At 61.0% G+C, this 26,965-nt stretch carries 22 protein-coding genes; 15 read left to right on the top strand and 7 right to left on the bottom strand.

Annotation, left to right across the window (positions count from 1 at the left end):
* The first annotated feature begins 30 nt into the window (after window positions 1-30).
* From QD336_RS16635 to QD336_RS16570, 14 genes are all read left to right on the top strand, one after another.
* Window positions 31-624, top strand: coding sequence for a TetR/AcrR family transcriptional regulator (locus QD336_RS16635; protein WP_269345076.1), 594 nt, complete (start codon window positions 31-33; stop codon window positions 622-624).
* Window positions 625-748: 124 nt separating this feature from the next.
* A complete protein-coding gene (locus tag QD336_RS16630; protein ID WP_269345078.1) occupies window positions 749-2,503 on the top strand; it encodes an alkaline phosphatase in 1,755 nt (584 codons plus the stop codon).
* Between the two features lie 121 nt (window positions 2,504-2,624).
* On the top strand, window positions 2,625-3,089 hold the full coding sequence (locus tag QD336_RS16625) for a hypothetical protein (RefSeq protein ID WP_269345080.1): 465 nt from the start codon (window positions 2,625-2,627) through the stop codon (window positions 3,087-3,089).
* A gap of 4 nt (window positions 3,090-3,093) precedes the next feature.
* On the top strand, window positions 3,094-3,783 hold the full coding sequence (locus QD336_RS16620; protein ID WP_269345082.1) for an ABC transporter ATP-binding protein: 690 nt from the start codon (window positions 3,094-3,096) through the stop codon (window positions 3,781-3,783).
* The gene (locus tag QD336_RS16615) at window positions 3,780-5,219 is read left to right on the top strand and encodes an ABC transporter permease (protein WP_269345083.1); all 1,440 of its coding nucleotides are present in this window, start codon (window positions 3,780-3,782) and stop codon (window positions 5,217-5,219) included. Before QD336_RS16620 ends, QD336_RS16615 begins: the two co-directional genes overlap by 4 nt.
* A gap of 238 nt (window positions 5,220-5,457) precedes the next feature.
* Window positions 5,458-5,916 carry a DUF1801 domain-containing protein gene (locus tag QD336_RS16610; protein WP_269345084.1) on the top strand — a complete coding sequence of 153 codons (459 nt, stop codon included), beginning with the start codon at window positions 5,458-5,460 and terminating at the stop codon, window positions 5,914-5,916.
* Window positions 5,917-6,169: 253 nt separating this feature from the next.
* Window positions 6,170-7,222, top strand: coding sequence for an NAD(P)-dependent alcohol dehydrogenase (locus QD336_RS16605; protein ID WP_269345087.1), 1,053 nt, complete (start codon window positions 6,170-6,172; stop codon window positions 7,220-7,222).
* 373 nt (window positions 7,223-7,595) lie between these two features.
* Window positions 7,596-8,480 (top strand): helix-turn-helix domain-containing protein, encoded by an 885-nt coding sequence (locus tag QD336_RS16600; RefSeq protein WP_269345149.1) that lies wholly within the window; start codon window positions 7,596-7,598, stop codon window positions 8,478-8,480.
* A gap of 97 nt (window positions 8,481-8,577) precedes the next feature.
* The gene (locus QD336_RS16595; protein WP_269345088.1) at window positions 8,578-9,489 is read left to right on the top strand and encodes an ABC transporter substrate-binding protein; all 912 of its coding nucleotides are present in this window, start codon (window positions 8,578-8,580) and stop codon (window positions 9,487-9,489) included.
* Window positions 9,490-9,559: 70 nt separating this feature from the next.
* Complete coding sequence (locus QD336_RS16590) at window positions 9,560-11,062, top strand: sugar ABC transporter ATP-binding protein (RefSeq protein WP_499171401.1); 1,503 nt, start codon at window positions 9,560-9,562, stop codon at window positions 11,060-11,062.
* Window positions 11,052-12,029 (top strand): ABC transporter permease, encoded by a 978-nt coding sequence (locus QD336_RS16585; RefSeq protein WP_269345090.1) that lies wholly within the window; start codon window positions 11,052-11,054, stop codon window positions 12,027-12,029. Before QD336_RS16590 ends, QD336_RS16585 begins: the two co-directional genes overlap by 11 nt.
* A 39-nt stretch (window positions 12,030-12,068) precedes the next feature.
* Window positions 12,069-12,800, top strand: coding sequence for an SDR family oxidoreductase (locus QD336_RS16580; RefSeq protein WP_499171400.1), 732 nt, complete (start codon window positions 12,069-12,071; stop codon window positions 12,798-12,800).
* An 89-nt stretch (window positions 12,801-12,889) separates the two neighbouring features.
* Window positions 12,890-14,500 (top strand): FGGY-family carbohydrate kinase, encoded by a 1,611-nt coding sequence (locus QD336_RS16575; RefSeq protein WP_269345093.1) that lies wholly within the window; start codon window positions 12,890-12,892, stop codon window positions 14,498-14,500.
* A 57-nt stretch (window positions 14,501-14,557) separates the two neighbouring features.
* The gene (locus tag QD336_RS16570) at window positions 14,558-15,283 is read left to right on the top strand and encodes an SDR family oxidoreductase (RefSeq protein WP_080827908.1); all 726 of its coding nucleotides are present in this window, start codon (window positions 14,558-14,560) and stop codon (window positions 15,281-15,283) included.
* A gap of 77 nt (window positions 15,284-15,360) precedes the next feature.
* Here the strand turns inward: QD336_RS16570 and QD336_RS16565 are convergent, their stop codons facing one another.
* Window positions 15,361-15,657: a PRC-barrel domain-containing protein gene (locus QD336_RS16565; protein ID WP_269345094.1), complete on the bottom strand. Its 297-nt coding sequence runs from the start codon at window positions 15,655-15,657 to the stop codon at window positions 15,361-15,363.
* 271 nt (window positions 15,658-15,928) lie between these two features.
* On the opposite strand from QD336_RS16565, the gene QD336_RS16560 reads away from it, so the two are divergent.
* Entirely contained in the window at window positions 15,929-17,065 is a 1,137-nt protein-coding gene (locus tag QD336_RS16560; RefSeq protein WP_269345096.1) for a polysaccharide biosynthesis/export family protein, read from the top strand.
* A gap of 8 nt (window positions 17,066-17,073) precedes the next feature.
* Here QD336_RS16560 and QD336_RS16555 read toward each other — a convergent pair whose 3' ends face one another.
* The 6 genes from QD336_RS16555 to QD336_RS16530 form a co-directional block, all read right to left on the bottom strand.
* Entirely contained in the window at window positions 17,074-17,973 is a 900-nt protein-coding gene (locus QD336_RS16555) for a protein kinase domain-containing protein (RefSeq protein ID WP_269345097.1), read from the bottom strand.
* Window positions 17,960-19,369, bottom strand: coding sequence for a type VI secretion system-associated protein TagF (tagF, locus tag QD336_RS16550; protein ID WP_499171399.1), 1,410 nt, complete (start codon window positions 19,367-19,369; stop codon window positions 17,960-17,962). Before tagF ends, QD336_RS16555 begins: the two co-directional genes overlap by 14 nt.
* 81 nt (window positions 19,370-19,450) lie before the next feature.
* The gene (gene tssM, locus QD336_RS16545; RefSeq protein ID WP_499171398.1) at window positions 19,451-22,939 is read right to left on the bottom strand and encodes a type VI secretion system membrane subunit TssM; all 3,489 of its coding nucleotides are present in this window, start codon (window positions 22,937-22,939) and stop codon (window positions 19,451-19,453) included.
* Window positions 22,936-24,438 (bottom strand): type VI secretion system protein TssL, long form, encoded by a 1,503-nt coding sequence (tssL, locus tag QD336_RS16540; protein ID WP_269345103.1) that lies wholly within the window; start codon window positions 24,436-24,438, stop codon window positions 22,936-22,938. Before tssL ends, tssM begins: the two co-directional genes overlap by 4 nt.
* Entirely contained in the window at window positions 24,435-25,775 is a 1,341-nt protein-coding gene (gene tssK, locus QD336_RS16535) for a type VI secretion system baseplate subunit TssK (protein WP_499171397.1), read from the bottom strand. The genes tssL and tssK overlap by 4 nt, the downstream gene beginning before the upstream one ends.
* Complete coding sequence (locus QD336_RS16530; protein ID WP_499171396.1) at window positions 25,765-26,964, bottom strand: type VI secretion system-associated FHA domain protein; 1,200 nt, start codon at window positions 26,962-26,964, stop codon at window positions 25,765-25,767. Before QD336_RS16530 ends, tssK begins: the two co-directional genes overlap by 11 nt.
* Between the last annotated feature and the right edge of the window lies 1 nt (window position 26,965).

Below are 26,965 nucleotides of genomic sequence, written 5' to 3'. Positions count from 1 at the left end.
ACGCGTCGTATGCGAAGATTGGAGAAAAAATTGCGTAAACCTCGCAGTGAAATGATTGCCGAGACGCGGGCGAAGCTTCTGGCTGCCGGCCGTGAGGCCTTTGGCAGCATCGGTTACGCGGAAGCATCGATGGACGACTTCACCGCCGGGGCAGGTCTCACCCGCGGCGCGCTCTATCATCACTTTGGCGATAAAAAGGGTCTGCTGATGGCCGTTGTGGCCGAAATCGACGCGGAGATGACGAAAAGGCTCTGTGACATCTCCTCAAGGGCCGAGACCCGGTGGCAGGGTTTTGTCGAGGAAAATCTCGGTTATGTGCGCATGGCTCTGGAACCCGAAATCCAGCGGATCATGTTTCGCGACGGGCCGGCGGTTCTCGGCGATCCATCCCGCTGGCCAAATGCCAATGGCTGTATCTCAGCCGTTGCGCGCAGCCTCAGCGCGCTGAAGGAAGAGGGCACCATAGGCGATATCGATCCGGAGGCATGCGCCCGTTTCATCAATGCGGCGAGCAGCAGTGCCGCCCAATGGATCGCGAATTCCGACGACCCGGAGACGACCTCGAAACGGGCTGTGGACAGTTTCCGGACTTTTCTGGAAGGGTTGCGGATCAAGAAAGACTGAGCCGCAGCCTTACAAGGCTCTGCGAATTTCCCGCAACGCCCGATATGGTGGGTTGCAAGTCATGCAACTGTCATGTGGCGGGTCTAGGAGGGGGTGTGGTTTTCACACGTCTCGAGAGGGGAATATGCGCAAAATCGTTGCTGCTTTGGTCGCCACGACCGTTCTTGCCGGCGCCGTTCAGGCTGCCGAGGTTTATCCGCTTGATCGTGCTACGATCCTGACCGGTTCGCCGTTCGATTTCAAAGTCGAGTTCGCTTCCGTCGTGAAGCCGGAAGACGTCAAGATCACCGTCAATGGCCAGGATTACAAGGCTGCTCTCGGCAAGGACGCGGAATTCGTCGCCGAGGAAAAGAACAAGGACAAGGTGCTCGGTTCGGCCGTCATCCTGCGCGGCGTTTCGATCGCCAATGCCGGTGACTACAAGGTCGAGGTTTCGGCCGGTGCCGAAACCAAGAATGTCACCTGGACCGTTTATGGCACGCCTGCCCAGGCAAAGGCCAAGAACGTCATCTTCCTGATCGCCGACGGCCTTTCCGTCGCCCATCGCACGGCCGCCCGCATCATGTCCAAGGGCATGACCGAGGGTAAGGCCAATGGCCGTCTCAACATGGATGACGTGCCGCCGGTCGCCTTCATCGGCACCTCCGCCACCGATGCCGTCGCCACCGACAGCGCCAACACCATGTCGGCTTACATGACCGGTCACAAGACCGCCGTGAACGCCATCGGCGTTTATGCCGACCGCACCCCGGCCTCGCTTGACGATCCGAAGGTGGAAACCTTGGCCGAAGCCCTGCGCCGCCAGACGAAGAAGTCGATCGGCATCATCTCCACCGCCGAAGTGCAGGATGCGACCCCGGCTGCCGTCGTTTCCCACACCCGCAAACGTGGCGACAAGGCCGAAATCAATGGCATGCTGTTCGATGTGAAGCCGGATGTGCTTCTCGGCGGCGGTTCCGCCTACTTCCTGCCGCAGGCCACGGCCGGCTCCAAGCGCAAGGACGACAAGGACTATATCGCCCTGTTCAAGGAAGCTGGCTATACGCTCGCGACCAGCAAGGCCGAACTCGCAACGGCTGCCGGCACCAATACCGGCAAGATTCTCGGCCTGTTCCACACCGGCAACATGGATACCGCGCTCGACCGCGAGTTCCTGAAAAAGGGCACCACGGCCAAGTTCCCGGACCAGCCGGGCCTCGTCGAAATGACCAAGGTTGCGCTCGACAATCTGTCGAAGAACCCGGAAGGTTTCTTCCTGATGGTTGAAGCCGCCAATGTCGACAAGATGTCCCATCCGCTGGACTGGGATCGCGCTGTCGTCGACACGATCGAATTCGACAAGACCATCGGCATTGCCCGCGAATTTGCAGCGAAGAACCCCGATACGCTGATCATCGTCACCGGTGACCACACGCATGGCGTTTCCATCATCGGCACCGTTGATGACGACAAGCCGGGCACCGAAATGCGGGAAAAGGTCGGCACCTATGCCGAAGCCGGCTTCCCGAACTACGAAGACAAGAACGGTGACGGTTATCCGGACAGGGTGGATGTTTCGCGTCGCCTGTTCCTGAACGCCAATAACGGCCCGGACCATTACGAAACCTTCCGTCCGAAGCTTGACGGTCCGTTCACGCCGGCCGTGCAGAACGAGAAGAAGGAATATGTCGCCAACGAGCAGTACAAGGACGTTCCCGGTGCTGTCTTCGTATCCGGCATCATTCCGAAAAGCTCGGATAGCGGCGTCCATGCGGTGGATGACGTCGTGCTGCAGGCCGAAGGCCCCGGCGCTGAAGGTTTCCGCGGCTATATGGAACAGAGTGACGTTTACAGGGGTCTCGCTGAAGCCTTCGCACTCGGCGCAAAGCAGACCAACTAAGATCTGAACCGGGTAAGGGCGCGCCGCCATGGGCCATGGCGTGCCCTTGCCGTCACTTCCGGTCTTGCATTGCCGGTCCACGCGGCTGGTGATGAAAGACCTTTCAAAAAGGAGAATGGTCATGGGCAAGCCTGATCAGGCGCGGTTCAACCGCCGCCAGACATTGGGTCTCATTGCCGGCCTGCCGCTGCTGGCCGCCGGCACGCGCGCGCAGGCGACAAGCGACCTCACCTTTGACGAACTCTACGGCAAGGTCAGCGTCCTCGGACTGGAATTTTCCGAAAAGGTCAAACAGCTGAACGGCAAGGAAATCGCCATGCGCGGTTTCATGGCGCCGCCGCTGAAGGCCGAAGCGCAGTTTTTCGTGCTGACTGAAATACCCATGTCGATCTGCCCGTTCTGCTCCACGGATGCGGACTGGCCGGACAATATCGTCGTTGTTTACCTCGGCGAAAAACAGACCTTTACCCAGCCCAGCCAGACGATCGAAGTGCGCGGCACGCTGGAAACGGGCTCGTGGACCGATCCCGAGACCGGATTCGTCAGCCTGCTGCGCATTCGCCAGGCAGAATACGCGACGGTTTGAGACCATGCTGTCCCTGAAGATAGATCATCTTGCCGTGTCCTTTCCGGGGCTTGCGGCGCCGGTTCTCGTTCTCGACCATCTACACATCGCCGCCGGCAGCCGTGTTGCGCTGACGGGCGGCTCCGGCTCGGGAAAGAGTACTCTTATCAACATCATCGCCGGTCTCGAGCGCGTGCAGGCCGGCCGCGTCGTCTGGGGCGAGCAGAATATCGCTGACTTGTCGGAGGGTCGCCGTGACCGTTGGCGGGCCGCCAATATCGGCCTCGTCATGCAGGAATTTCATCTTTTTCCCGGCCTGTCCGCGCTGGATAATATCCTGCTGCCCGCCCGCCTGTCGCGTGTGGCAGATGCGGACCTCATGAAACGCGCCCAATCCCTGTTTGCGACCGTTGGCCTCAAACGGCCGGAGCAGCATGTTGAGACCATGTCGCGGGGTGAAATGCAGCGTGTCGCCATTGCCCGTGCGCTGCTGCGCAGCCCCGGCGTCATCATCGCCGACGAACCGACCGCAAGCCTCGATCTCGAAAGCGGCGAGGCTGTCGGCGACCTGCTTTTATCCGTCGCCGCCAGCACTGGCAGCACGCTGATCGTCGCCAGCCACGACCAGCATCTGATCGGCCGTCTCGACAGGCGTCTGACCCTCAGCGGAGGCCGTATCGTCGCCGATAGCGAACGCAAGGAGATCGCGGCATGATCGGCTTCATCCTCGCCGACCTGCGCCGCCTTTGGCTGGGCGGGGCCGTTGTGGTTCTGCTTGTTGCGCTGGCCACGGCGCTCGGCGTGGCGGTCACGCTGCAGGAACGGTCGCTGCGTCTCGGCAGTGCCCGCGCAGCCGATAAGTTCGATCTCGTCATCGGCGCGGCCGGCAGCGAAACCCAGCTGGTTCTCTCGTCCATCTTCCTCCAGGCAGCGCCCCTGCCACTCGTGGATGGCGCCGTCCTCACCAGACTTGCCGCCGATCCGCGCGTTGCCTGGGCTGCCCCGGTCGGGTTTGGCGATTCCTTCGCCGGTTACCCCATCGTCGGTACGACGACGAGCCTCGTCAGCAATACGACGCCCGGTTTTGCCGAGGGCAAAATCTTCACGCTGGAAGGCGAAGCCGTCCTTGGCGCTGCCGTTAATCTGTCCGTCGGCGCGGAGATCAAGCCGATGCATGGCACCGCCGAGACCGGCGGCCATACCCATACCGAGATCGCCTATAAGGTTGTCGGCAAGTTGCAGCCGACCGGTACGCCCTGGGATCGCGCCATCCTGGTGCCGATCCAGGCCGTCTGGCATGTCCATGGTCTCGGTGAGCACCATGGGCACGACCACGAGGAAGGGCATGGCGTGGGCGATGCGGATGCGCATGCCGACGAGCATCAGCACGGGGAGGGGCACGATCACGCCGATGAAAATGGGGAGCGCCGTGAGGACGGTGACACCCATGCCGAAAGCGGGGGCGGCCAGGCCGAAGCTTCCGTTCAGCTTGCGGCCTCGCAGGTGCAAAAGCATGCCCTGGCCCTCGGCCCCGCAACGTCGGCGCATATGGAGTCCGATCATCATGGCGGCATCGATCCCGATGCCCCGATCGTCGAAAATTTTGGCGATGGCCTGCCCGGCCTGCCGGCCATTCTCGTCAAGCCGAAAACGATTGCCGATGCCTATCGCCTGCGACAGGAATATCGCAGCGGCAATACGCTCGGTGTGTTTCCGGGTGAGGTGCTGACCGGCCTTTATGCAACGCTGGGCGACGCCAAGATGGTGCTGGGCGCGGTCGCCGCCGGTTCGCAGGGGTTGGTGGCGGCGGCGCTGATGCTGGTCACGGTGATCCATGTCGGGCAACGGCGTCGGCAGATCGGCGCATTGCGCGCATTCGGCGCGCCGCGCGGCTCGGTTTTCGTCATCGTCTGGCTGGAGCTTTTCTTTCTGGTGGCACTCGGTGTCGGCATCGGTTTTCTGCTGGGATTGGGCGCGGCCCATCTCGGCGCGCAGCTCTTCACGGCAAAAAGCGGCGTGATCCTGCCGGTGGGGTTCACCGGGGAGGATCTGCGTCTTGCGCTCTTCCTGCTGGGCTTTGCCGCTGTTCTTGCGGCGATACCGGCGCTGCTCGCCTATCGCCAGTCTCCAGCCGCTGCCCTGCGTGCCTGAGACAACGTATAGGCTAAAACAGGCCCCGCTTTTTTCAGCTTTAACGGTGGGCCAGCCGGGTGACTGGCGCACCGTACCATGCCGGCAGATCGCGTTTCCTGGATAAATGCGGCTCCGAGGGCAGGACAGGGCAGGGCCGATAAAATATAGTTTTTTTACTGCGTTCGCTTTTTATGGCAGGTTCGTACCGGGGCTTTGGAAAGCGGCAGGAGGCCGCCAAAGAACAGGAGGAACCGCGATGGCTGAAAAGAGGCCGGGTAAAGCTGCCGAAATAGCTGAGACCAAGCCGTCCGCCGCCGAACCGAAACTTCTTTCGGGCGGTAATCCGCAGATTGCAAAGGGATATGGTGATGCGCCGGTGCAGGCTTATATCGCCGCCATGCCGGGTTGGAAAAGCCCGGCCGGAGCCCGTATCGACGCGTTGATCGAAAGCTTGGTGCCGGGCGTGCGCAAGGCAGTGAAGTGGAATTCACCCTTTTACGGCATGGAAGACGACGTCTGGTTTCTCAGCCTTCACTGTTTTACCAGATATATCAAAGTCACCTTCCTCAACGGCGCGTCCTTGCAGCCCCTGCCGCCCGGCGCGTCGAAGCATCCCAGGGTTCGTTACCTCGATATCCATGAGGGCAATTTCGATGAAGCGCAGTTCGCCGACTGGGTGAAACAGGCGAGCCGATTGCCGGGCGAGAAGCTTTAGGGAGGCTCGGCCCGCAAGCCCCGCGGGGATGGAAGGCGCTCCGTATCGGCAGACGAATCATGCCCTCTGTCCCGCTTCCGAAAGGCCGTGACATCCTGCCAGTGATGAGAAATAGCGGGCGTCTCGATACAGTTTTTCCCTGGCGAAGAAAAACCGGACGATCCGGTGGATTTCTGTTTACTTTTGCCGATGTTGCACGCCATCACGCTCATTGAATTCGCTGCCAGGCGTATCGCAAACCACGGAGGATGAGATGAAGGCACTGGTGCTGGAAGAAAAAGGCAAGCTCTCGCTCAGGGATTTTGATATTCCCGGTGGAGCCGGGTCCGGTGAACTCGGACCGAAGGATGTGCGCATCCGCACCCACACGGTCGGCATCTGCGGCTCGGACGTTCATTATTATACCCATGGCAAGATCGGCCATTTCGTCGTCAATGCGCCGATGGTGCTCGGACACGAGGCTTCGGGAACGGTGATCGAAACCGGTTCCGAAGTCACCCACCTGAAGGCGGGCGACCGTGTCTGCATGGAGCCGGGTATTCCCGATGCCACATCGCGGGCCTCGAAACTCGGTATCTATAATGTCGATCCGGCTGTCCGCTTCTGGGCGACGCCGCCGATCCATGGCTGCCTGACGCCGGAAGTCGTTCACCCCGCTGCCTTCACCTACAAGCTGCCGGACAATGTCTCCTTTGCCGAAGGGGCGATGGTCGAGCCCTTCGCCATCGGCATGCAGGCGGCACTTCGGGCGCGCATCCAGCCCGGTGATATTGCCGTTGTCACCGGCGCCGGCCCGATCGGCATGATGGTTGCCTTGGCAGCCCTTGCCGGCGGTTGCGCCAAGGTCATCGTTGCTGATCTCGCCCAGCCGAAGCTCGACATTATCGCGTCTTATGACGGTATCGAGACTGTCAACATTCGCGAGCGTAATCTTGCCGACGCCGTGGCAGCCGCTACTGATGGCTGGGGCTGCGACGTCGTTTTTGAATGCTCAGGCGCGGCACCCGCCGTGCTTGGCATGGCGAAGCTGGCACGGCCGGGCGGTGCTATCGTGCTTGTTGGCATGCCGGTTGATCCGGTTCCGGTCGATATTGTTGGCCTTCAGGCCAAGGAGCTGCGGGTGGAAACGGTATTCCGTTACGCCAATGTCTATGACCGCGCGGTTGCGCTCATCGCATCCGGCAAGGTCGATCTGAAGCCGCTGATTTCCGCGACCATTCCCTTCGAAGACAGCATTGCCGGTTTCGACCGTGCAGTCGAAGCACGGGAAACGGACGTGAAACTGCAGATCGTGATGCCGCAATAAAGGACGAAGCCTGCCGCTGATGATTGAGCGGCAGATATCTTGCGGAAAAGTATGAGTGTGGCCTGCCGACAGGAGGCAGGCCACACGTCAAGATTTCACCGGATATTGCTTCCGGTTGCGCATTGTTTGAGCGCATCACGCCAAATTGAGCGGAAAATTCGGTGACATCGCCGCGTTTTTGGTCAGCCCCATCGGGCGACTATTCATTTCCCGACAAAAAAGAGTCAAAAAAGTATCGGTAATTTCTTCGGCGTGATGTGGAAGCACAGAGGCCGCACGCCATATGCTCCTCATCAACGCCTGGGACGAGCCATAAAGAGGAAATGGCTCTGTTCCGCAAATGCGGCGGACGCGACTGATGGGAGGAACCATGATGCAGCCCGATCTGGAACTGGTGCACATCCGCAAGGGCGAATCCTTCGCTGCCTGGCGGCATGGCTATCCGTTCCGCACCGTGCGCTGGCATTATCATCCCGAATACGAAATTCATCTGGTCGTCGCCACGTCGGGCACCTTCTACATAGGTGATTTCGTCGGTCGCTTCAGCCCCGGTCAGCTCATCATGACCGGCCCCAATCTCCCCCAGAACTGGATCAGCGAGATCGAGCCGGACGAAATCGTGCCGACTCGTTCCCTCGTGATCCAGTTTCCGGAGAGCTTTATCGAAGATGCCTGCGCCTCCATGTCTGAAATGGACGTGGTGCGTGCACTGCTGGATCGCAGCCGCCGTGGCATTCTCTTCGACGATGAGACGAGTGACCGGGTTCGCCCGCTGATCCTGCGGTTGATCGAGGCGCAGGGGCTGACGCGGCTCGCGCTTTTCTGGGAAATTCTCGATCTGCTGGTCAACGCGCCGTCTTCAGAAGTGCTTGCAAGCCTGAGTTATGAGCTTGATCTGACCGGCATTGGCGATAGCGGCATCAACCGCGCTTTGTCACATCTGCGCCAGCACCTGACCGAACAGGTCGAGGAGATCGATCTCGCCGACATGGTGGGTCAGAGCCCGAGCGCCTTTTCCCGCGCCTTCAAGCGCCATACGGGCACGACGCTGGTGCGGTATCGCAATCAACTGCGCATCGATCTCGCCTGCCAGATGCTGCTGGCGGATCAGGACGTAAAGGTGGCGGAGGTCTGCTACGATGTGGGCTTTTCCAATCTTTCGAATTTCAACCGGCATTTCCTGAAACTGAAGGGAATGTCGCCGTCGAGGTTCCGAACCGTATTCGCGGCCCAGAAGGCAGCGGTCATGGCGGAGTAAACCAGCGACACATCGCCGATTTTTTAGAATTCGGGCAGAGGGCTGTCCGGAAACGGGCACCTGTTGCCCCAACTTTCCAAACGGGAGGAAAAGTGAGATGAAAATGAAATCCAAGTTTCTGATGGCGACAGCCGCAATTGCAATGATGGCCGCTCCGGCGCTGGCGCAGGAAAAGCTGAAGATCGGCATGACCTTCCAGGAACTGAACAACCCCTATTTCGTATCGATGCAGGAAGCGCTGAAGGAAGCCGCCGCAAGTATCGGCGCTGACGTCATCGTCACCGACGCCGGCCACGATGTGGCAAAGCAGATTTCCGACGTTGAAGACATGCTTCAGCAGAAGATCGACATCCTGCTCCTCAACCCGACAGACAGCGCCGGCATCGAAGCCGCCGTTCACGCTGCCAAGGCTGCCGGCGTGACTGTCGTTGCGGTTGACGCCAATGCCAACGGCCCGGTCGACACCTTCGTCGGTTCGAAGAACCGCGACGCAGGTTATCAGTCGTGCAAATATCTCGGCGATGCGCTTGGCGGCAAGGGCGAGGTTGCTATCCTCGACGGTATTCCGGTCGTTCCGATCCTGCAGCGCGTCGAAGGTTGCAAGGCGGCTCTTGCCGAATTCCCCGAGATCAAGCTTGTTGACACGCAGAACGGCCGTCAGGACCGTTCCGTTGCTCTCGGTGTCGTTGAAAATATGATCCAGTCGCGTCCGAACCTCGCCGGCATCTTCTCGGTCAACGACGGCGGCGCGATGGGTGCACTCGCTGCGATCCAGGGTTCCGGCAAGGACATCAAGCTGACCTCGGTGGACGGTGCTCCGGAAGCAGTGAAGGCGATTGCCGATGGCGGTCCTTTCATCGAGACCACCGCGCAGTTCCCGCGTGACCAGGTGCGTGTCGGTCTTGCCATGGCGCTTGCCCAGAAGTGGGGCGCACGCGTCGTGCCGAAGGAAGTCCCGATCGACGTCATGGTTGTCGACAGCAAAAACGCCGGCGAGTTCAGCTGGTAAGATCTCCTCCCAGTCCCGTCCCCACCTTGTGTGGGGGCGGGGTTAAGTCCCGACCATTGAGGAGGGTGAAATGCTGGAACTGAATGGAATAAGAAAAAGCTTTGGCAAGATCGAAGTCCTGCGCGGCGTCGACCTTGAGGCGCGCGCCGGTGAGGTGCATGCGCTTCTGGGTGAGAACGGTGCCGGCAAGTCGACTTTGATGAAGATCCTGTGCGGCATTTTGCAGCCCTCCGAAGGGACGATCCGCATTGACGGCAAGGATCGCCGCTTCGCCAATTACGATGAGGCGATTGCCGCTGGCGTCGGCATCGTGTTTCAGGAATTCAGCCTGATCCCCTATCTCAATGCCGGCGAAAACATGTTTCTTGCTCGCGAAATCCGCGGGCCGCTGCGCCTTTTGAACAAGGGTGCGATGCGCAAGCGCGCGGCCGAGATCATGGGCCGTCTGGCCGTGGATGTGCCGCTCGACGTGCCGGTGCATCGTCTTTCGGTTGCCCAGCAGCAATTCGTCGAAATCGCCAAGGCGCTGTCGCTCGACGCCCGCATTCTCGTGCTCGACGAGCCGACAGCGACGCTCACGCCGTCCGAGACAGAGCATCTGTTCAAGGTCATGCGCGAGCTGCGACGTCAGGGTGTGGCGATCATCTTCATTTCGCATCATCTCGAGGAAATATTCGAGATCTGCGACCGCATCACGGTCCTTCGCGATGGCGAGTTGATCGGTTCCTGCCTGACATCGGAGGTCGACAATGACCGCCTGGTGGAGATGATGGTCGGCCGGCGCATCGAAGCCAGCTTCCCGCCGAAGCCGCAGCTCGATCCTTCCGCCGCAAAGGTGATCGAAGTGGAAGAGCTGCAATTGAAGAAGGGCGGCCCTGTCTCGCGATTTGCGCTGCGCAAGGGTGAAATCCTCGGCTTTGCCGGGCTCGTCGGCTCGGGTCGCACGGAAACGGTGCTGGCCATGCTCGGCGCGCATTCCGCCTCGCGCCGCAAGATCAAGCTCGATGGTGTGGATATCCGTTTATCGGGCCCCGATGATGCGCTGATGCGTGGCATCGGCCTGCTTCCGGAAAGCCGCAAGGAAGAGGGGCTGATCACCAGCTTCTCGATCCTGCAGAATATTTCGCTGAACAATTATCGCAAATACCGCAAGGCCCACTGGTTCCTCGATCTCAAAAAGGAACTGGAACATACGACGAAGGCCATGGCGCAGGTGCTGGTCAAGGCGCAGGGACCATATGCCCGGGTCGACACGCTGTCCGGCGGCAACCAGCAGAAGATCGTCATCGCCCGCTGGCTGAACCATGACATGCGCGTGCTGATCTTCGACGAGCCGACACGCGGCATCGATGTCGGCGCAAAGGCGGAAATCTACGCTCTGATGCGCGAATTCGCCGCCAGGGGCCATTCGATCATCATGATCTCCTCGGAGCTGCCGGAAGTGATCGGCATGTCCGACAGGGTCTGCGTCTTCCGTTCCGGCGGCATCGTCGCCACGGTCGAAGGCGAAGACATCAATTCAGAAACAATAATGACAAACGCCACCACCGGGAGAGTTGAACATGTCGCTTGATGCAAACACCGGCACCGCCGTGAAAACGGGCGGTTTCAGTCTCAGTGCCATGCTGCGCTCGCCGCTTACCCTGCCGCTGGCGGGTCTGATTGTCGTATCCATCCTGATGGGGCTCGCGAGCGACAATTTCTTCAGCCTCAACAACATCATGAACGTGCTGCGGCAGGTGTCCGTCGTCGGCATTCTCGCCGTCGGCATGACCTTCGTCATCCTCACCGGCGGCATCGACCTGTCGGTCGGTGCGGTCATGGCGCTTATCGGCACGCTGTCGGCCGGCCTGATGGTGAATACCGGCCTGTCGCCCGCGGTTGCTTTGCCGGCCGGCCTGTTCATCGGTCTCGGTATCGGCATCTTCAACGGGGCGCTCGTCGCCTGGGGCAAGATGCCCGCCATCATCGTGACGCTCGCCACCATGGGCATGGCGCGCGGTCTCGGTCTCATCTATTCCGGCGGTTACCCGGTCAGCGGCATTCCGAGCTGGATTTCGTGGTTCGGCGTCGGCCGTATCGGCGTCGTTCCCGTACCTGTCGTCATCATGGTGGTGATTTATGCCATCGCCTGGGTGCTGTTGCAGCGCACGGCTTTTGGTCGCCACGTCTACGCACTTGGCGGGAACGAGCTGGCGGCGCGTCTTTCGGGCGTGAAGACCCAGCGCGTCAAGCTCGCGGTCTACGGCATCTCGGGCGTCACGGCAGCTTTCGCCGCCCTCATTCTGACCGGCCGCCTGATGAGCGGTCAGCCCAATGCCGGCGTCGGCTTCGAACTCGATGCCATTGCGGCCGTCGTTCTCGGCGGTACGGCGATTGCCGGCGGCAGGGGTCTCATCCTCGGCACGCTCATCGGCGCGGTGCTGCTCGGCATCCTCAATAACGGCCTCAACCTGATGGGCATCAACCCCTATCTGCAGGATGTCATCAAAGGCGGCATCATTCTGCTGGCCATCTATATCGGGCGCGAATGGCGCTGAGCCGGCCCGGAAACATCTTCATAAACGCAGGAGAATTAAATGTCTGAATCGCTGCAAGGCAAGATCGCGGTCATCACCGGCGCCGCATCCGGCATCGGGCTTGCCACAACGGAAGCGCTCTTGGAACAGGGCGCAACCGTGGTCATGGTCGACTGGAACGAGAAAGCCTTGAATGATCTGGCCGCCAAGCTCGGCGACCGCGCCATCCCGCAGGTGACGAACCTGCTGGATGCCGACAGCTGCAATGCGATGATCCCGGAAATCCTCAAGAAGGTCGACCATATCGACATTCTCTATTGCAACGCCGGCACCTATATCGGCGGCTCTCTCACCGAGACGACGCCCGAAGCCATCGACAAGATGCTGAACCTCAACGTCAATGCCGTGATGAAGAACGTGCAGGCCGTCGTGCCGCATATGTCGGCGCGCAAGACCGGTGATATCATCGTCACCTGCTCGATCGCCGGCCATTTCCCGACCTATTGGGAGCCGGTCTATTCGGGTTCGAAATGGGCGATCACCAGCTTCGTGCAGGGCATGCGTCGCCAGATGATCCCGCACGGCGTGCGCGTCGCGCAGGTCTCTCCCGGTCCGGTCGTCTCGGCGCTTCTGGCCGACTGGCCGGAGGAAAACCTTCGCAAGGCCAAGGAATCCGGCAGCCTCATCGATGCGAGCGAAGTGGCCGATGCCGTCGTTTACATGCTGACACGCAAGCGTACCGTCACCATCCGCGACATGCTGGTCTTGCCGACCAACTTCGACCGCGTTTAAAAATCTCTGGAGCGGCGGAAAGACCGGAAACGGTCCCGCCGCTTCAACCTGTTCAAGCACCGGATGATCCGCTCCGAGGAGTATCGCAAATGGCTTCCTATCTTGTTGGCGTCGATGTCGGGACCGGCTCGGCGCGGGCCGGTGTCTTCGATGTCGCGGGCAAGCTTCTCGCCACCGCCAAGCGCCCGATCAGCATGCATCGCGAGGATGGCGGCATTGCCGAACAATCGAGCGCAGAAGTGTGGCAGGCCGTCTGCGACAGCGTGCGCGAAAGCGTTTCCCGCGCCGGCATCGATCCGGCCGCGGTTGCCGGCATCGGTTTCGACGCCACCTGTTCACTTGTCGTGCGTGGACCTGATGACGAGACCCTGCCGGTCGGCGCTGCCGATCATCCCGAACGCGATATCATCGTCTGGATGGATCACCGCGCCGTTGAACAGGCGGAGCGCATCAATTCTGGAGAGCATGCCGTCCTGAAATATGTCGGCGGCCGCATCTCTCCCGAAATGCAGACTCCGAAGCTTTTGTGGCTTCGTGAAAACCGACCGGATGTCTATGCCCGCGCCGAGCACTTCTTCGACCTGACGGATTTTCTGACATGGAAGGCTTCCGGCGCGCTTGATCGTTCCGCCTGCACGGTCACCTGCAAATGGACCTATCTCGCCCATGAAAACCGCTGGGATGCGGACTATTTCACCAAGATCGGGCTTGGCGATCTGGCCGAGCAGGGCTTTCGCCGCATCGGTGAAAGCGTCGTGCATCCCGGTACCGCGCTCGGTGCAGGCCTGACGCAAGATGCCGCAAAGGCCATGGGGTTGGTCGCGGGCACCGCCGTTGCCGCGGGCCTGATCGATGCCCATGCCGGCGGTGTCGGCACGGTGGCTGCCGGTGGCGATGCCTCGCGATGCCTCGGTTATGTCTTCGGCACCTCGTCCTGCACCATGACCACCACCACCGAACCCGCCTTCGTGCCGGGTGTCTGGGGTCCTTATTATTCCGCCATGGTTCCAGGTGCATGGCTCAATGAAGGCGGACAGTCCGCCGCCGGGGCGGCGATCGACTACCTCGTGCAATTGCACCCGGCCTTTGCCGAGGCGAAGGCGCTTGCCGGGAAGGAAGGCAAAGCCTTGCCGGTCTGGCTTGCCGACCGTGCGCTCAGTCTCGCCGCATCTGCTTCCGTCGCGGCAAAGCTTGCCGAAGATTTTCATGTGGTGCCGGAATTCCTTGGCAATCGCGCGCCCTTCGCTGATCCCCATGCCCGCGCGGTCATTGCCGGTTATGGCATGGAGACCGGCGTGGATTCCCTCGTCGCGCTGTATGTGGCGGGGCTTCTCGGCCTCGGTTACGGGCTTCGCCAGATCATCGAAACACAGGCCCGCAATGGTGCGCCGGTGGAAACCATCAGCGTCAGCGGCGGGGCGGGTGCACACCCGCTTGCCCGGCAGTTGCTGGCGGACGCGGCGGGGCTTCCTGTGGAACTGACGGAATGCGAGGAGCCGGTGCTTCTCGGTTCGGCCATGCTGGGTGCCGTTGCCGCCGGAACCTATCCGGACCTGATGGCCGCCATGCCCGCCATGTCGCGTATCGCCAGCTGTGCTGCGCCCGATCCTGCTTTTCAGAAGATCCACCAGACGCGTTACGACGCGTTTCTGGCGCTGCAGAATGCGGCGCGCGCCATTCGTGCCGCCAGCCATTCCTGAGCGCTGTCACATACTTAGATCATCCGGCCGTATCGGCCGCAAAATAACGAGGATTCCATGCAGTTTTCCGGAAAATCCGTCATCATCACCGGCGCAGGCAAAGGCATCGGCCGCGCCTGTGCGCAGCTGATGGCCGCGCGCGGTGCGGAAGTGGTGGCGATCAGCCGCACCCAGTCCGATCTCGACAGCCTGAAAAGCGAAATCGGTGGCCGTTCGATCCGTGTCGATCTTGCCGATGTCGCCGCCACCCGCGCCGCCATGGCGGAAGCAGGTCCCTGCGATTTCCTGATCAACAGCGCCGGCATCAACGTGCTGGAAAGCGTACTGGACATGAGTGATGCGGGTTACGAAGCCGTGCTGGGCATCAACCTGCGCGCCGCGCTCGTCACCTGCCAGGAATTTGCTCGCGCCCGCGTCGCAAATGGCGGCGGCGGTGCCATCGTCAACATCACGTCCATTGCCGGTCATCGCGGTTTTCAGGATCACCTGTGTTATGCGGCGTCGAAGGCCGGGCTTGAAGGCGCAACCCGCGTTCTCGCCAAGGAGCTTGGCCCCCACGGTATCCGCGTCAACGCGGTTGCGCCCACCATCACGCTGACCGAGCTCGCTGCCGAAGCCTGGAACGATCCGGCCAAGAGCCAGCCGATGATGGTTCGTCATCCGCTCAACCGTTTTGCCGAAGCGGAAGAGGTGGCGCAGAGCATTGCGCTGCTGCTCTCGGACGACAGCAAGATGATTTCCGGTGCCGTATTGCCCGTCGATGGCGGTTTCCTCGCCGTTTGACGCAAAAGCGTTTGCCCGGAAAATAAAAGAACGCTCGGCAAACAGCCGGGCGCTCTTCTGGATCAATGACAATGCAATTAATGACGATGCTCGGGCATGTCCTCAAGCTGGTCCTTGGTCCATGAGGTCACTGCGTGGATCTCTCCGTCCTCGTCCCGCATGAAATCGAGATCGCTGATCGGCACCGCGACGGGTTTTGCGCCGATGCCGAGAAAGCCGCCGACATCGATGATCGCGGTGGTGCCGGCGCCAACACCATGGACATGATCGACCTTGCCGACCTTGTGATCGTCCGCGCCATAAACGGTGGCGCCTTCAAGAACGGATGGCGTGAGTTCGGTTTCAACCAGACGAACGTGATTGCTGTGGTCCATTGTTTTTTCTCCTGTCTTGGTGTGCAGAAAGCTAACTCCCGCACTGCAAAACCGTTCCATCCAATCTCCTAGGCGCCGGCAGGAGCAGGCCACTTATTTCTCATCGGTACATTGTTGGGGTCGGTGAGGGAACACTTTGGAAAAGGTTGCGGAATGGTCACACCTTTTCGCCGGAAGACAAGTTTTCGCTAAATTGCAACCGCTAAAGTTGTTGCGATGACGTGTTTGGATGTTATCTCTGCGTCAGGTTGAATCATCAAGGGGATGAGGGATGAAGAAGTTGGGGGCGGTTTTGCTGGTGGCTCTTTTGAGCGCATGTGCAAAGCCATCTGACGGGCCGACCGCGGGCAATATCCGGTCTGCGACCTTCCCTCGAACCAACGAAAAAATCCCCGTTATCGAACTTGCAAATGCACCGGCGGCCACGGTTTCCGCCGGCAGCCTGCAAAACGCTTCCGGTCCCGGCCTCACCGCGCTTCGCAATACCGGCTATAACGCCCAGAGACTGCGGCGCGGCGACGTGATCGACATCACCGTGCTGGATACGGGTGAAGACGGTCTTTTCTCCCCGACGCAGAGCAAGACGCTCAATCTCGGCCGCTTTACCGTGGATCAAAGCGGCTCGGTCAATATTCCCTTCGTCGGCAAGCAGAGGGTTATTGATTCCACGCCAGAAGGGCTGCAATCACAGGTCGTCGCCGGGCTCAAGGGATCGGCCGTTAATCCGCAGGCCGTCGTCACCGTCGTCGACAAGCCGACGAGCGCCGTCATGCTCAGCGGTGCGGTGAAGACACCCGGAAAGATCGTGCTCACCGCCCGTCAGGAGCGGGTGCTCGACGCGCTCAACCAGGCTGGCGGTCCGACTGTCGCTCCGGGCGCGGCCAACGTCACGATCGTTCGCGGCTCGCAGAGAGCCAGCGCGCCGCTTGACCGCGTCATGCGGGAAGACCGTCAGAACATCCGTCTTTCGCCGGATGATCAGATCATGATCGATGGCGATGCGGCGAGCTACACGGCACTTGGCGCTTTCAAGAGCGCCGGGGAATTCCAGTTCGAAACCGGAAAGCTGACCCTGGCGCAGGCCGTCGGCCGTGCCGGCGGATTGCTGGATGACCGCGCCGATGCGCGCAACGTTTATGTGTTCCGCAACGAGATCATTCAGATTCCGTCGACATCCGCGCCGGGCGCGAAAGGCCCGGTCGCTACGGCCACGAGCATGCGGCCGGTGATCTATCACGTCAACATGCGGGACGCTTCCAGTATCGCACTCATGCAGCTCTTCCAGATGCAGAAGGGCGACGTGCTTTATGCCAGCAATGCGCCGCTGGTGGATTCGGCCAAGCTCCTGACCGTGTTCCAGAAAAGCGCGCCGACGGCGGCCGCGCCTCTGCCCGGCAGCAGCAACTGAAGCCAGGGTTAGAGAAGCCGTAGCGCATCCATGGCGGATTGCGGACGGAGAGTGGGGTCGTCACGGCTACAGGCATCGGCAAAGTGCGAAAGCCTGTCCGTTGCCGCCCCGTCGCCTGTTTCGATGAGCCGCGCAGCAAGCCGCCCGACTGAAAATATGTCCTGACTTGGCTTTGCTGCTGCCCCGCCCCTCTGTTCCGGCGCGGCAAACCCGGCCGATGCGGCAAAGGTCATACCCCGCTCCGCATGTTTTTGACCGATCTCCAGTGCAATGCCGAAATCACCGAGCCTGCCGGTTTCGTAATCACCGTCCTGCAGCAGGATATTGGCGGGCGTCACATCGCAATGGACATATCCGCGCGCATGCAGGGCGCTCAGGCCTTCCAGCACGCGGCGAAGGATGAGGATTACATTCTGCGCCGTGATTGGCCGGGCGGGTGATGCCAGCGATTGCGGAAACCAAGGCTGTAGAAGCCCCGGTCGGCCATCGGGCAATCGCAGCAGCATGGATGTTTCCAGCAGACACGGATGGCGAAGGGCCAAGCCGATCCTAGCTTCCTCCCGCAATCTTTGCAGCAGCGCCGCGTCGTCTCTCATTGCCGGCGGCGCTGTTTTCAGGGCATGAAGGGAGCCGAGATCGCGGTGTCGCAGCAGGAGCAACAGCGTGGTTTCGCTTTCATAGGCCGTGCCCTCGACGGAAAAGCTGTCGGCGATCCATTCGGGTTTCGCGGCGGAAAAATGCGAGACCTTTCGATCCAGCGCATGTCTTATCTGGTCGATCAGGTCTTTCTGTTCTTCAGCGGGCCGCTCTCGCGTGCCGTCATGGCGAATGCTTTGCCACAACTCCGAAAAGCGCTCGCTCACCTGCGGATAAACGGGGCTTCGGCCCTCCCGTTCACCCTCGCTCATGCTCGTTTCCAATCACGATTGCGCTGATATTTTCGCGTGCGTTTTCGATCAGCGCCTCCTGTATCAGGGCACCGGCGCAATCCTTGACCGGCGTGCTGCTGATGATTTCGGCGATCGTCCGTTCTTTCAGCAAGTGCACCAGCGGGTAGCTGCACAGAAGCAGCCGGTCCTGCTCGCCCCAATCCTCATAAACAATATCCGGCCGGAACTGCTGGGAAAATCCGACACATTGGGACAGCTGCTTTTTCATGCCGATAATGACGTGATCGCGGGAAAGCAGATGCATCGTTCCGTTTTTCAGCAGATAGGCGCGCGCATCACCAGACCATATTATGCCCAGCCTTCCGTCGATGATATGGGCGATGACGGTGCTGGCGGTTGGCCTGCTGTCTGCGCCTGCGCTCTGTCTCGACAGGAGAAGGCTGTTGACGGTGCCGAGTTTGCCCCTGATCTGCTGCGCCATCATCTCCGCATTTTCGGCATCCGGCGTTTCCGCCAGAATATTGGTCACCAGACGTGCGGCTTCCACGGCGCCGTGCGTATCGCCCTGTCCGTCGGCTATGGCGAAAAGAGAAGGTTTTTGTGAAACGAACAGCGAATCCGCATTGAGGGAAAGCCGTGTTCCGGCATGTGTCGCGTAGCTGTAGACGACCGATGACGACGGCTGCATGGCCGGCGGCGCGGGCCGAACCGCGGCAGTGGGCTCAGGTTTCACATCCCCCGGCGACACCGCCCTTGCAGGGCTTGCTGCGTCTTCATCGTCCTTCACCGCTATCTCGCTGAACAGGCGCATGAAATCGGAGGCCTTCGGCTTGCCGTCGAATTTGTGTCCGCGTGCGCGGCGGCTCTGCGGATCGATATGCCACCAGAGGCTTGTCGGCATGCGGTCACGCATCATATCCGGTTCGTCGTCATCTGCCCGCGGCTTCGGCAGACGCAGCTTTTTGACGGCGGCATTGAACCGGGACATGTCGAAATCACCGGTCATGGATGTTTCGGCGAGAGCCTCGGCCGCCATGAACCAGGTATCGTCGAGGTAGAGCGTTCTCGGATGTTTCCGGAAACCGTTGAGCTGGGCAATGATCGCAAGCGGATATTTCCGCCCCACCCGGTCAGCGCTAGGCACCAGCACGCCCACATAGGCACAATTTCCCCATATGCCCCTTTCGACGATGAAACGGATGGGCGGGGATGACGAGAATATCGCCGGCCAGCGACCGGAAAACATTTCCGCGCAGGCATGCAGGCCGGATCGCATCCAGTCGTCGAAAATGCTGATCAATTCCCGTTCAAGGCCATCGGAGATAAAATCGCCGTGGCTGGGTATCTTGCCGAAGAAACCGATGCGGTCGCCTTCCGCAGCGGTTTCCGCAGGTCTTGTTGCCTGATTGGCCATCAGACACGAACGATCCGGGTGGCTCTTGTCATCGCTGTCATCATAAATCCCCTCCGTTGCAAATCCATGCGCTGCCCGCCGTTAAAATTGCTGCGGGCAGGCAAAGCTCGACATTGCCTCCAGCCTGAATGGATTGAGAACCGAACCGAACTGGATATCGAATTCGGCCGCCTGACCGCCATTATCAAACCGCACCCGCAAAAGATCGCCGGACTTGCTTTCGATATTGGCGCCGTCGAACAGGCGGAATGGCGACCAGTCGCCGTTTTCCGTCTTGGCCTGCTGCCAGCCGCCCGGCTGGAATGCGATGCGGGACAGGCTGGCCGTGTTCTCGCGGGATGGCCAGGTGATCGACTTCGCCTGAATAGGACCGTGATAATAAACGACCCGCTCACCCTCGATTTCCAGCATCACGGCGCTTGAGGTATTGGTGAGCGAAACCGGTTTGACATTGATCGAGACCGCCGGCGTCTCGCTGCCGTTCGGGAAGAAGGCGCGCGAAATCTTGTCGGCATTTTCGAACTGGGCAATGGCGCTGCTCGGAATGCCGGGGGCGCCGAAAGTACCTTTCCAGCTCCAGGGGGTGGTCGTCCTGTCGACGAAAGGCTCCATGCGCTGCTTGAAGAAGCTCTGGAAAACGCCGGTCGGGCCGAACAGCCGTGTGAAATCCGCGATCGCGACATCGCGGGAAGACGACCTGTCGAAAGGGTAACGCCCCGTCACGATCGAAGAGCACAGGGAGGCCGCATCCGCTGCCCAGAGTTCGGCAATGCGGCCGCGTGCGGATTTCACCGCAAGCGAGCCGACATCGGCAGCGACGCCCGCCACCCAGACGTCGAGAGGCGCCGGCAAATCCCGTGCCTGCTGCAAAAGATCCTGGTTCGCCTTGGTCAGCTGGCTGTCCACATCGAACACCTTGGCAACCTCGTCGGATGTGGTTGCCGAGCGGGCAAGCTGCTCGTTCAGCACCTTGAAATGCGCAAGCAGCTGTTCGGCCGGGGTTCCCGCAGCCTTGCCGCCGGCGGTTTCCCCGCCTGCCGCCGGTGCGGCGGCCTTTTCCGCCAGCATGTCCCGCAATCTTGCATAAGGATCGGCGGCGTTGACGGTGGCGGCGAGAACGGCTGCCGTTGCGTCGCCTTCGGCGGTGGAGGCGAGGCTGGTCGGATTTTCTCCCACATTGGGGCGCAGATCGGTAGCATTGGCGATCGATTTTGCCGCCTCCGCCAGGATGTTGCGCTCATTGGCAAGCGCGCGGGTCGTTTCCACCGCATCGCCGAGGGTCTGGGAAGGCTTGACCCGAAGATCCGCGAGGGTATCGGCCCATTTTTTCTCGAACCGGTCGAAATAGATTTGCAATGCAGCCTGCGCCACCTGCTCCACCGTTGCACCACGGATCGCATCGTCGGAGCCGCGCACCCACCCTTCGGAAAGTGCGACACGCGCCGCGTGGGCAATCTGCGGAATGACGACGGTGCGATATCCTTCCGCCGTGAAAAGGCCTTCTACGCCGTCCGCCATCGGCGCCTTGCTGCGGCGTTCGAAGGCGCGCTCACCAAGTGGGCCGAAGGCCGTGGCGGGTGTCCATTCCATCAGCTCCTGCGCCTGCGGGAGGCCGGCGAGAATATCATAGGCGCGCGTGCCGACCGCCTGATCGCGAATGGTTTCGCGGGCGGTGGCGATGAGCCGCGCATCGAGCTCTATCGGGGCGAGCACGCCATCCGCCAGCGCGCTGGCGTGCTGGTTGAGCGCCTCTCTCGCTGCCGCCCTTCCGTCACCCGGATAAAGGGATGCGAACATCTGGTGGGTCTGCATGGTCAGGAAATCCCGGTCCAGCGCGCCCATTCCGCCGAGCATTCCATAGAGTTTCAGCGAATTGAAAGTGCGGGTGATATCCTTTTCGTCCTTCAGCGGCTTCTGCAGCTGCACGATCATGCGTGGCAGCAGAAGGGCGTTAAGCGCGCGCTGATAGGCATCACGCTGCCGCCCGGCAATCTTGTCTTCCTGATCGAGACCGAAGCTGACATTCCACACGCGCTCCCGGGCAAAGCCGGAATTGACGTCACGCAGATTGTCGAGTGCCGGAAGGATGCGCAGGAAATCGGCATCGGAGACATCCCGCACGGGAATGCCCTGAACGAGCTGCTCATAAGCGCCGAGCTTGCGATCTGCTTCCGCCAGTGCCTGGGTATTGGCGAAATAGGTGAAAATCCAGCCGGTGAAAACGACGGCGATCGCGACGGCGCAAGCCGCATAGGCAATGCGCCGGACCAGCAGCTGCCGTCCCGAAAGGCGCTTGTCGCGCATTACCAGCGCGGCCTCGGGGAAGATGACGTCCTTGAAGAGCCTGGACAGGAAGTAGCTTCGGCGGGCTTTGGAAGCGCTGACGGATCGTTCCGTTTCCGCCTGTGTTCCCGAAGCGAGATAGACACCGCGCAGAAGCGGCGCTTCGATCAGGGGCGAGCTTGCGCAAAGCTCGGTCAGAGCCTCGTGCAGCCGGTCCTTCAATCGTGCGAGTTCCGCCGGGAAACGGAAGATGCGCCCGCGAATCTCGGCGTTCTGCTCCTGCTGCAGGCGTTCGATCAGCATCGCATCGACACGCTGTTGCAGCAGTTCGAGCTCTTCCGTCAGGCGTTGCGGCAGGTCTTTCGCGGAATAGCTTTCCTCCAGCTTGAAGGTTGTGCCCCAGACCTGCTGGCGGTCGGTCTTGTTGAAACCGTCGAAGAATTCCACGAAACCATGCAGCAGGTCGGCCTTCGTCAGCACGATATAGACGGGTACGCGGGCATGCAGATATTCATCCAGTTCCGAAAGCCGCTGACGGATGGAGCGGAGTTCCTGCCGCTGCTCCTCCGGATCGCGGGTGAGAAGATCGGGGATGGACAAGGTGACCAGTGCGCCATTGATCGGTTGCGAACGGCGATATCGCCTCAAAAGCCCAAGGAAACCCTCCCAGCCGGCTTTCGAAGAGCCGTCGAGATCGTCCTGCGTGGTATAGCGGCCAGCCGTGTCGATCAAGATCGCTTCGTCGGCGAACCACCAGTTGCAGTTGCGCGTGCCGCCGATGCCTTTGACCGCATTTTCGCCGAGTGCGTCGCCAAGCGGAAATTGCAGGCCGGAATTGGTCAGCGCCGTCGTCTTGCCGGAGCCCGGTGCGCCGAAGATCACGTACCAGGGCAGGTCGTAAATATAACCGAAGCGCTTTTTCGTGACGCGCCGCAGCAGCGCCAGCGCTTCCTTCAGCCGTGTCTGGATTTCGCCGATTTCAGCCTGCCGGTTGGCCAGAGCCTCCCGCTCGATGCTGTCGACGAGTTCCTTGTCCTGCTTGCGGCCGCGGTAAATCGTGACGGCGATATAAACCAGCCAGATGGCGACAACGATGCCGATGGCGATGAGGCGGGATTGTGTCGTGCCGAGCGGCTTGAAACCGCCGAGTGCAATTAAATAGCCGTAGAACCAGATGACGACGCAGAGCGCGATTACCCAGAGAAGTGACAGGAAGCGGCGTCCGACGAGGGCCGCGTAGCTGTCGACATAGGAACGGATCGAATAAAAATAACTCAGCGGATTCATGGCTGCGTCTCTCCCGGCTGCTGTCCCGGACTGTTCTGGATGGTCGGCGAGAGAATGCCGGCGTCGCTCAATTTTTCATCGGGGTTGGTCAGGACCATGATCTCGGTTCTGCGGTTCGTCTCGCGGCCTTCCTGCGTCTTGTTGTCGGCAATCGGGTCACTATCGGCGCGGCCTTCCGTCAGGATCGCATCCGGGCCGGTGAATTGGGAAAGAATGTCCCCGACCGCCTTGGCGCGCGCTTCGGAAAGGTGCCAGTTGGACGGGAATTCCACGGTCTTGATTGGCACGTTATCGGTATAACCGATGACGACCGCGCGGAATTTTTCAGCGGCAAGCGCGCCGCCGATGCGCTGTATCAGATCGCGAAACTGCTGGCTGACCTCGGCGCTGCCGGTGGCGAAAAGGCCGGAATTGTTGATGCGCACGCGCAGTCGCCCGTTCACATCCGCCAGCGTGACCAGCTTCTTTTCGACTTCGGGCTGAAGGAAGGCCATCAGCTTTTCAAGCCGGGAAGGTTGCTTCGGCTCCACGATTTTTGGTGGTTCGACAATTTTCGGGGCTTCGGTTTTCACCGGTGGCGCTGGCGGGCTCGCGATCAGCACGCTCGGCGTCTCGTTCGGCGGCAGATGGGCCAGCCTTTCGAAAGTGACGTCGGATGCGTTGTTGAGCGACAGCGTGAAGAAGAGATAACCAAGGGCGAAAGCAAGCGCCATCAACGACAGCAGCGTCCACAGTGCCGCCATTGTCCGCAACGGCGTATGCCGCGCCTCGACACCTTTCCAGTGCGGCGAAAGTTCCCGTTCGAAGGCGCCATATTGGCCGATCAGCGTCTTGTAGAGACTGTCGCGGATGCGCGAAAGTTCCAGCGCGCCCTTGGGGGAGACGCGTGTACGCCCTTCAAAAGCCAGCGACAGGCATAGATAGATCAGCAGCAGCAGATCCTTGTTGGCGCCGGGCGACTGGTGAAAATGGTCGAGAATGTCGAAGACCCGGTCGCCGCCGGTGACATCGTTGTGAAAGGTGGAGACAAGACCGGAGCGCGCCCAGCCCGCCCGCACGCCCCAGGGCTTGCTGAGAACGACATCATCCACCGTTGCGCAGACGACATAATGCGCCGCCCGCGCCCGCTCGGCGCTGATGCGGGCGGAAGCGAGATCGCGCTCATAGCGGGTGATCGCCTCTAGGCAGGCGCGGCGAAGATGATCCGGGTCCGGCTGGTCGTCGCTGAAGCGCAACAGATGCGCGAGATTGAGCAGGGGGGCCGCCGATTGCACGAGCGTCGGCACCTCCTCGCCACCGAAGCGGAAACCGGAAAGCAGTTCGTCGACCGGCATGGCGGTCGCGCCGCCCCTGGGTCGCCCGGCCGGTTCGTCGGTTTCGATGATGTCTTCGAGGATCGCCGCCATGTTGCGGGCGTTCCGGTTGCGGCGGCGGCTCTCCTCGGTGATTTCGACCACCGTCGGCAAATCCTGCCAGGAAGAAGGCTTTTCGTTGCTCATTCGCGTAACGCCCACATTTCCATCTCAAGTCCCGGAAACTCGCCCGCCAGATGCAGGGCGATGGCGCCGGACGTATCGAGCTGTTTCCAAAGCGGTGATGTCGTATCGATTTCGAAATAGACGGTGCCGGAACGATAGGGCAGCTGCCGTGGCAGAACGGGCAGCGACCGCACCGGAATGCCCGGCAGCGCCACATTGACCAGTTCGGAAATCCGCTCCACCGGCCCGACCTTGATCTGTGCGGGCAGCCGGCGGCGAATGTCCTCGGCGGCCATATCCGCGCGCACGGCCAGCACGAAACCGGCGTCGCGCAGCAGGGTACGGTCGTGGATCGTGCCGACGCGTACGCCGTGGCGGCGCTCCACCAGTTCGATGGCAACGGCTGCCTGTTCCAGAACCGCCGAGAGCGATGTGCGCAGATCATCGAACACCGCACCGAATGTGGCTTTCAGATCATCATGCCGGTAGGGCGGGAAATTCGTCGCCCGTTTTTTGTCGGTGGTGAAGGTCGCGAGTTCGCCGGCAAGCTGGATACAGTCTTCATAAAAGCGGATGGGGTGAAAACGCGTGGCGTTGGCGCCGACATGCGCGAGCAGCGGGTCGGCCCGGTTGAGGATTTGCAGCAGGAAATAGTCGCCCACTTCCGCCGTTCCCCGGATTGTCGGATCGCCGATCCGTTCGGCGATTGCCTGGGCACGGTGGCGCACGATCCCCAGAAGTTCCGTCAGCAATTCGTTGAGGCGGGGTGCAGCCGCACAGGTGAGGCTGGGCGGAATGAAATCCGGATCCAGAATGACTGCGCGGTCGGAACGCACCTCGATCACGCGCGCAAGGCCGATGAGATCGTAGCCGGCGAGATCGTCGCCGGTCTTGAGGAATTTCAGGCTGAGGCGGCCGACATCGATCGGCGCCACGAAATCCGTCTCGATATTGGTGTCCGAGACCTCGTAGCTGGAGGCGAGGAAGCGGACGCTGGCCGTATCATTCCGGCCTGACGCGGACATGTCCGCCTTGCCGGGCTGACGGGCGGGCAGGGCGAGGTAGACGATGGCATCCTTGATGGTCTCATCGAGATCGAGCGGCGGCGGCAGATCGGAATCCTCCGGCGCCTCGAAGGGTGTGCCGTCGGGAAGAACGCCGCGCAGGTTGGACAGGGCGAATTGCCCTATCGAAAGCGCGCTGCGATCCAGGCCGATCTCGGCAATGCCCCAGGGATAGGGGGAAAGGTTGCGCGTGGTATTGCGCACCAGACGCTCCGTCCAGCGATCGGATTGCTGGAAATGTTGAACGCGAAGAAACATGCCTTCGCTCCAGGCAACACGGTTTTCATGTCTCATCGTGGTTATTTACCCCCTTGGCATCGACCGCAATCGCGTCGGGTTCAGCGAGAGGCGCGGCGTTGCCGCGCGCTGCCCGTTGCAGAAACTGCCGAACCGGCAATTGACGACCGTTTTCTTCAAACTGTTTTTTGTAGGCGGACCAGTAATCCGTCTTCGTGATCAGCGCCTGCCAATCCCTGCGCTCGATTTTCGAGCGGATATCGTTTGCGGCATCGACGGACGCTTCGAGAAGCCTTGGTTCGAGCTTCTGCGTGCATGTCTGGATAAGGGTTTCGAGAGAGGCGGTGAGGCGGCGCTGCTGATGAATGAGCGCTTCCAGACGCTCGCCCAGCGATGCGTGCGGCCCGGTGGCGTGATCGCCCTCGATGTCGAAAATGGCGAGGCACTCGGCATTCTCCCTTTCGAGCGCCGTCACAAGATCGCCGATCTCCGCCTGTGCGGCAGATATTCCAGCAGGTTCCGGCTCTTCCGCTGTCGGATTTTTGCCCTCGTCCGGAAAAACGCTGTCGAAATCTGCGCCCTGGATTGGTGATGGCGTGCGCGCGATCACGACCGGCGTGTTCAGCGCATCAGTATGTTCGTGCCTGCTGCTTGCGGCCGGCTCGTCATCCCAGTCCGCCGGGAGTATCGCGCCAATGCCGGTGGCATTGGGCGGGGCGCTCCAGCCGATCTCGACATTGCGCGAAATGGTTTTGGCCTTCCGGCCCGTCTGGCCATCAGCGGTTTGTGTCCAGTCCTCCTGGGGAAGCGTGTTGCCCAGCACGCCGCCGGCCGAACGACCGTTCGGGGCGATATCGGCAAGGATGGCCGAAATGGTCAGGGGTTCGTCACTCATCCGCAGCGAGGCGTCGGGGTCGGAAAAATCCAGCTCGACAGCGCCGCTGATGCTTACCTGAAAAATCTGCCCGCCGATGTTGATCTGCGAGCCGTCCCGCAGACGCGCACTTTCACCTTCGAGCAACAGACGGCCATCGACCAGCGTGCCGTTTGCGCTCTGGTCCAGGATCGTGAAGTCTTCGCCCTCACGGCTGAGCGTGCAATGCAGTTTGGAAACGCGCCGTTCATTGTCATCGATCTGCCAGTCGCAATCCTGCGAACGGCCGATCACGCGGCGGCCGCGCTCGAAGCTCCATTGGCCGGGCCTTGAGGCCCCGAGATTTTGTATGTCCTTGAGCGCCAGTTTCATA

It is taken from the genome of Rhizobium sp. BR 250, from assembly GCF_047445855.1.
GTDB classification, from domain to species: domain Bacteria; phylum Pseudomonadota; class Alphaproteobacteria; order Rhizobiales; family Rhizobiaceae; genus Agrobacterium; species Agrobacterium tumefaciens_I.
The sequence above is the reverse complement of the archived record's forward strand: the minus strand, read 5'-3'. Positions and strand labels throughout refer to the sequence as shown.

Excerpts from the sequence above, each read along its gene's own strand:
- QD336_RS16630 (WP_269345078.1), top strand. The coding sequence starts at position 749 with ATGCGCAAAATCGTTGCTGCTTTGGTCGCCACGACCGTTCTTGCCGGC.
- QD336_RS16625 (WP_269345080.1), top strand. The coding sequence starts at position 2,625 with ATGGGCAAGCCTGATCAGGCGCGGTTCAACCGCCGCCAGACATTGGGT.
- QD336_RS16620 (WP_269345082.1), top strand. The coding sequence starts at position 3,094 with ATGCTGTCCCTGAAGATAGATCATCTTGCCGTGTCCTTTCCGGGGCTT.
- QD336_RS16615 (WP_269345083.1), top strand. The coding sequence starts at position 3,780 with ATGATCGGCTTCATCCTCGCCGACCTGCGCCGCCTTTGGCTGGGCGGG.
- QD336_RS16610 (WP_269345084.1), top strand. The coding sequence starts at position 5,458 with ATGGCTGAAAAGAGGCCGGGTAAAGCTGCCGAAATAGCTGAGACCAAG.
- QD336_RS16605 (WP_269345087.1), top strand. The coding sequence starts at position 6,170 with ATGAAGGCACTGGTGCTGGAAGAAAAAGGCAAGCTCTCGCTCAGGGAT.
- QD336_RS16600 (WP_269345149.1), top strand. The coding sequence starts at position 7,596 with ATGCAGCCCGATCTGGAACTGGTGCACATCCGCAAGGGCGAATCCTTC.
- QD336_RS16595 (WP_269345088.1), top strand. The coding sequence starts at position 8,578 with ATGAAAATGAAATCCAAGTTTCTGATGGCGACAGCCGCAATTGCAATG.
- QD336_RS16590 (WP_499171401.1), top strand. The coding sequence starts at position 9,560 with ATGCTGGAACTGAATGGAATAAGAAAAAGCTTTGGCAAGATCGAAGTC.
- QD336_RS16585 (WP_269345090.1), top strand. The coding sequence starts at position 11,052 with ATGTCGCTTGATGCAAACACCGGCACCGCCGTGAAAACGGGCGGTTTC.
- QD336_RS16580 (WP_499171400.1), top strand. The coding sequence starts at position 12,069 with ATGTCTGAATCGCTGCAAGGCAAGATCGCGGTCATCACCGGCGCCGCA.
- QD336_RS16575 (WP_269345093.1), top strand. The coding sequence starts at position 12,890 with ATGGCTTCCTATCTTGTTGGCGTCGATGTCGGGACCGGCTCGGCGCGG.
- QD336_RS16570 (WP_080827908.1), top strand. The coding sequence starts at position 14,558 with ATGCAGTTTTCCGGAAAATCCGTCATCATCACCGGCGCAGGCAAAGGC.
- QD336_RS16565 (WP_269345094.1), bottom strand. The coding sequence starts at position 15,657 with ATGGACCACAGCAATCACGTTCGTCTGGTTGAAACCGAACTCACGCCA.
- QD336_RS16560 (WP_269345096.1), top strand. The coding sequence starts at position 15,929 with ATGAAGAAGTTGGGGGCGGTTTTGCTGGTGGCTCTTTTGAGCGCATGT.
- QD336_RS16555 (WP_269345097.1), bottom strand. The coding sequence starts at position 17,973 with ATGAGCGAGGGTGAACGGGAGGGCCGAAGCCCCGTTTATCCGCAGGTG.
- tagF (WP_499171399.1), bottom strand. The coding sequence starts at position 19,369 with ATGGCCAATCAGGCAACAAGACCTGCGGAAACCGCTGCGGAAGGCGAC.
- tssM (WP_499171398.1), bottom strand. The coding sequence starts at position 22,939 with ATGAATCCGCTGAGTTATTTTTATTCGATCCGTTCCTATGTCGACAGC.
- tssL (WP_269345103.1), bottom strand. The coding sequence starts at position 24,438 with ATGAGCAACGAAAAGCCTTCTTCCTGGCAGGATTTGCCGACGGTGGTC.
- tssK (WP_499171397.1), bottom strand. The coding sequence starts at position 25,775 with ATGAGACATGAAAACCGTGTTGCCTGGAGCGAAGGCATGTTTCTTCGC.
- QD336_RS16530 (WP_499171396.1), bottom strand. The coding sequence starts at position 26,964 with ATGAAACTGGCGCTCAAGGACATACAAAATCTCGGGGCCTCAAGGCCC.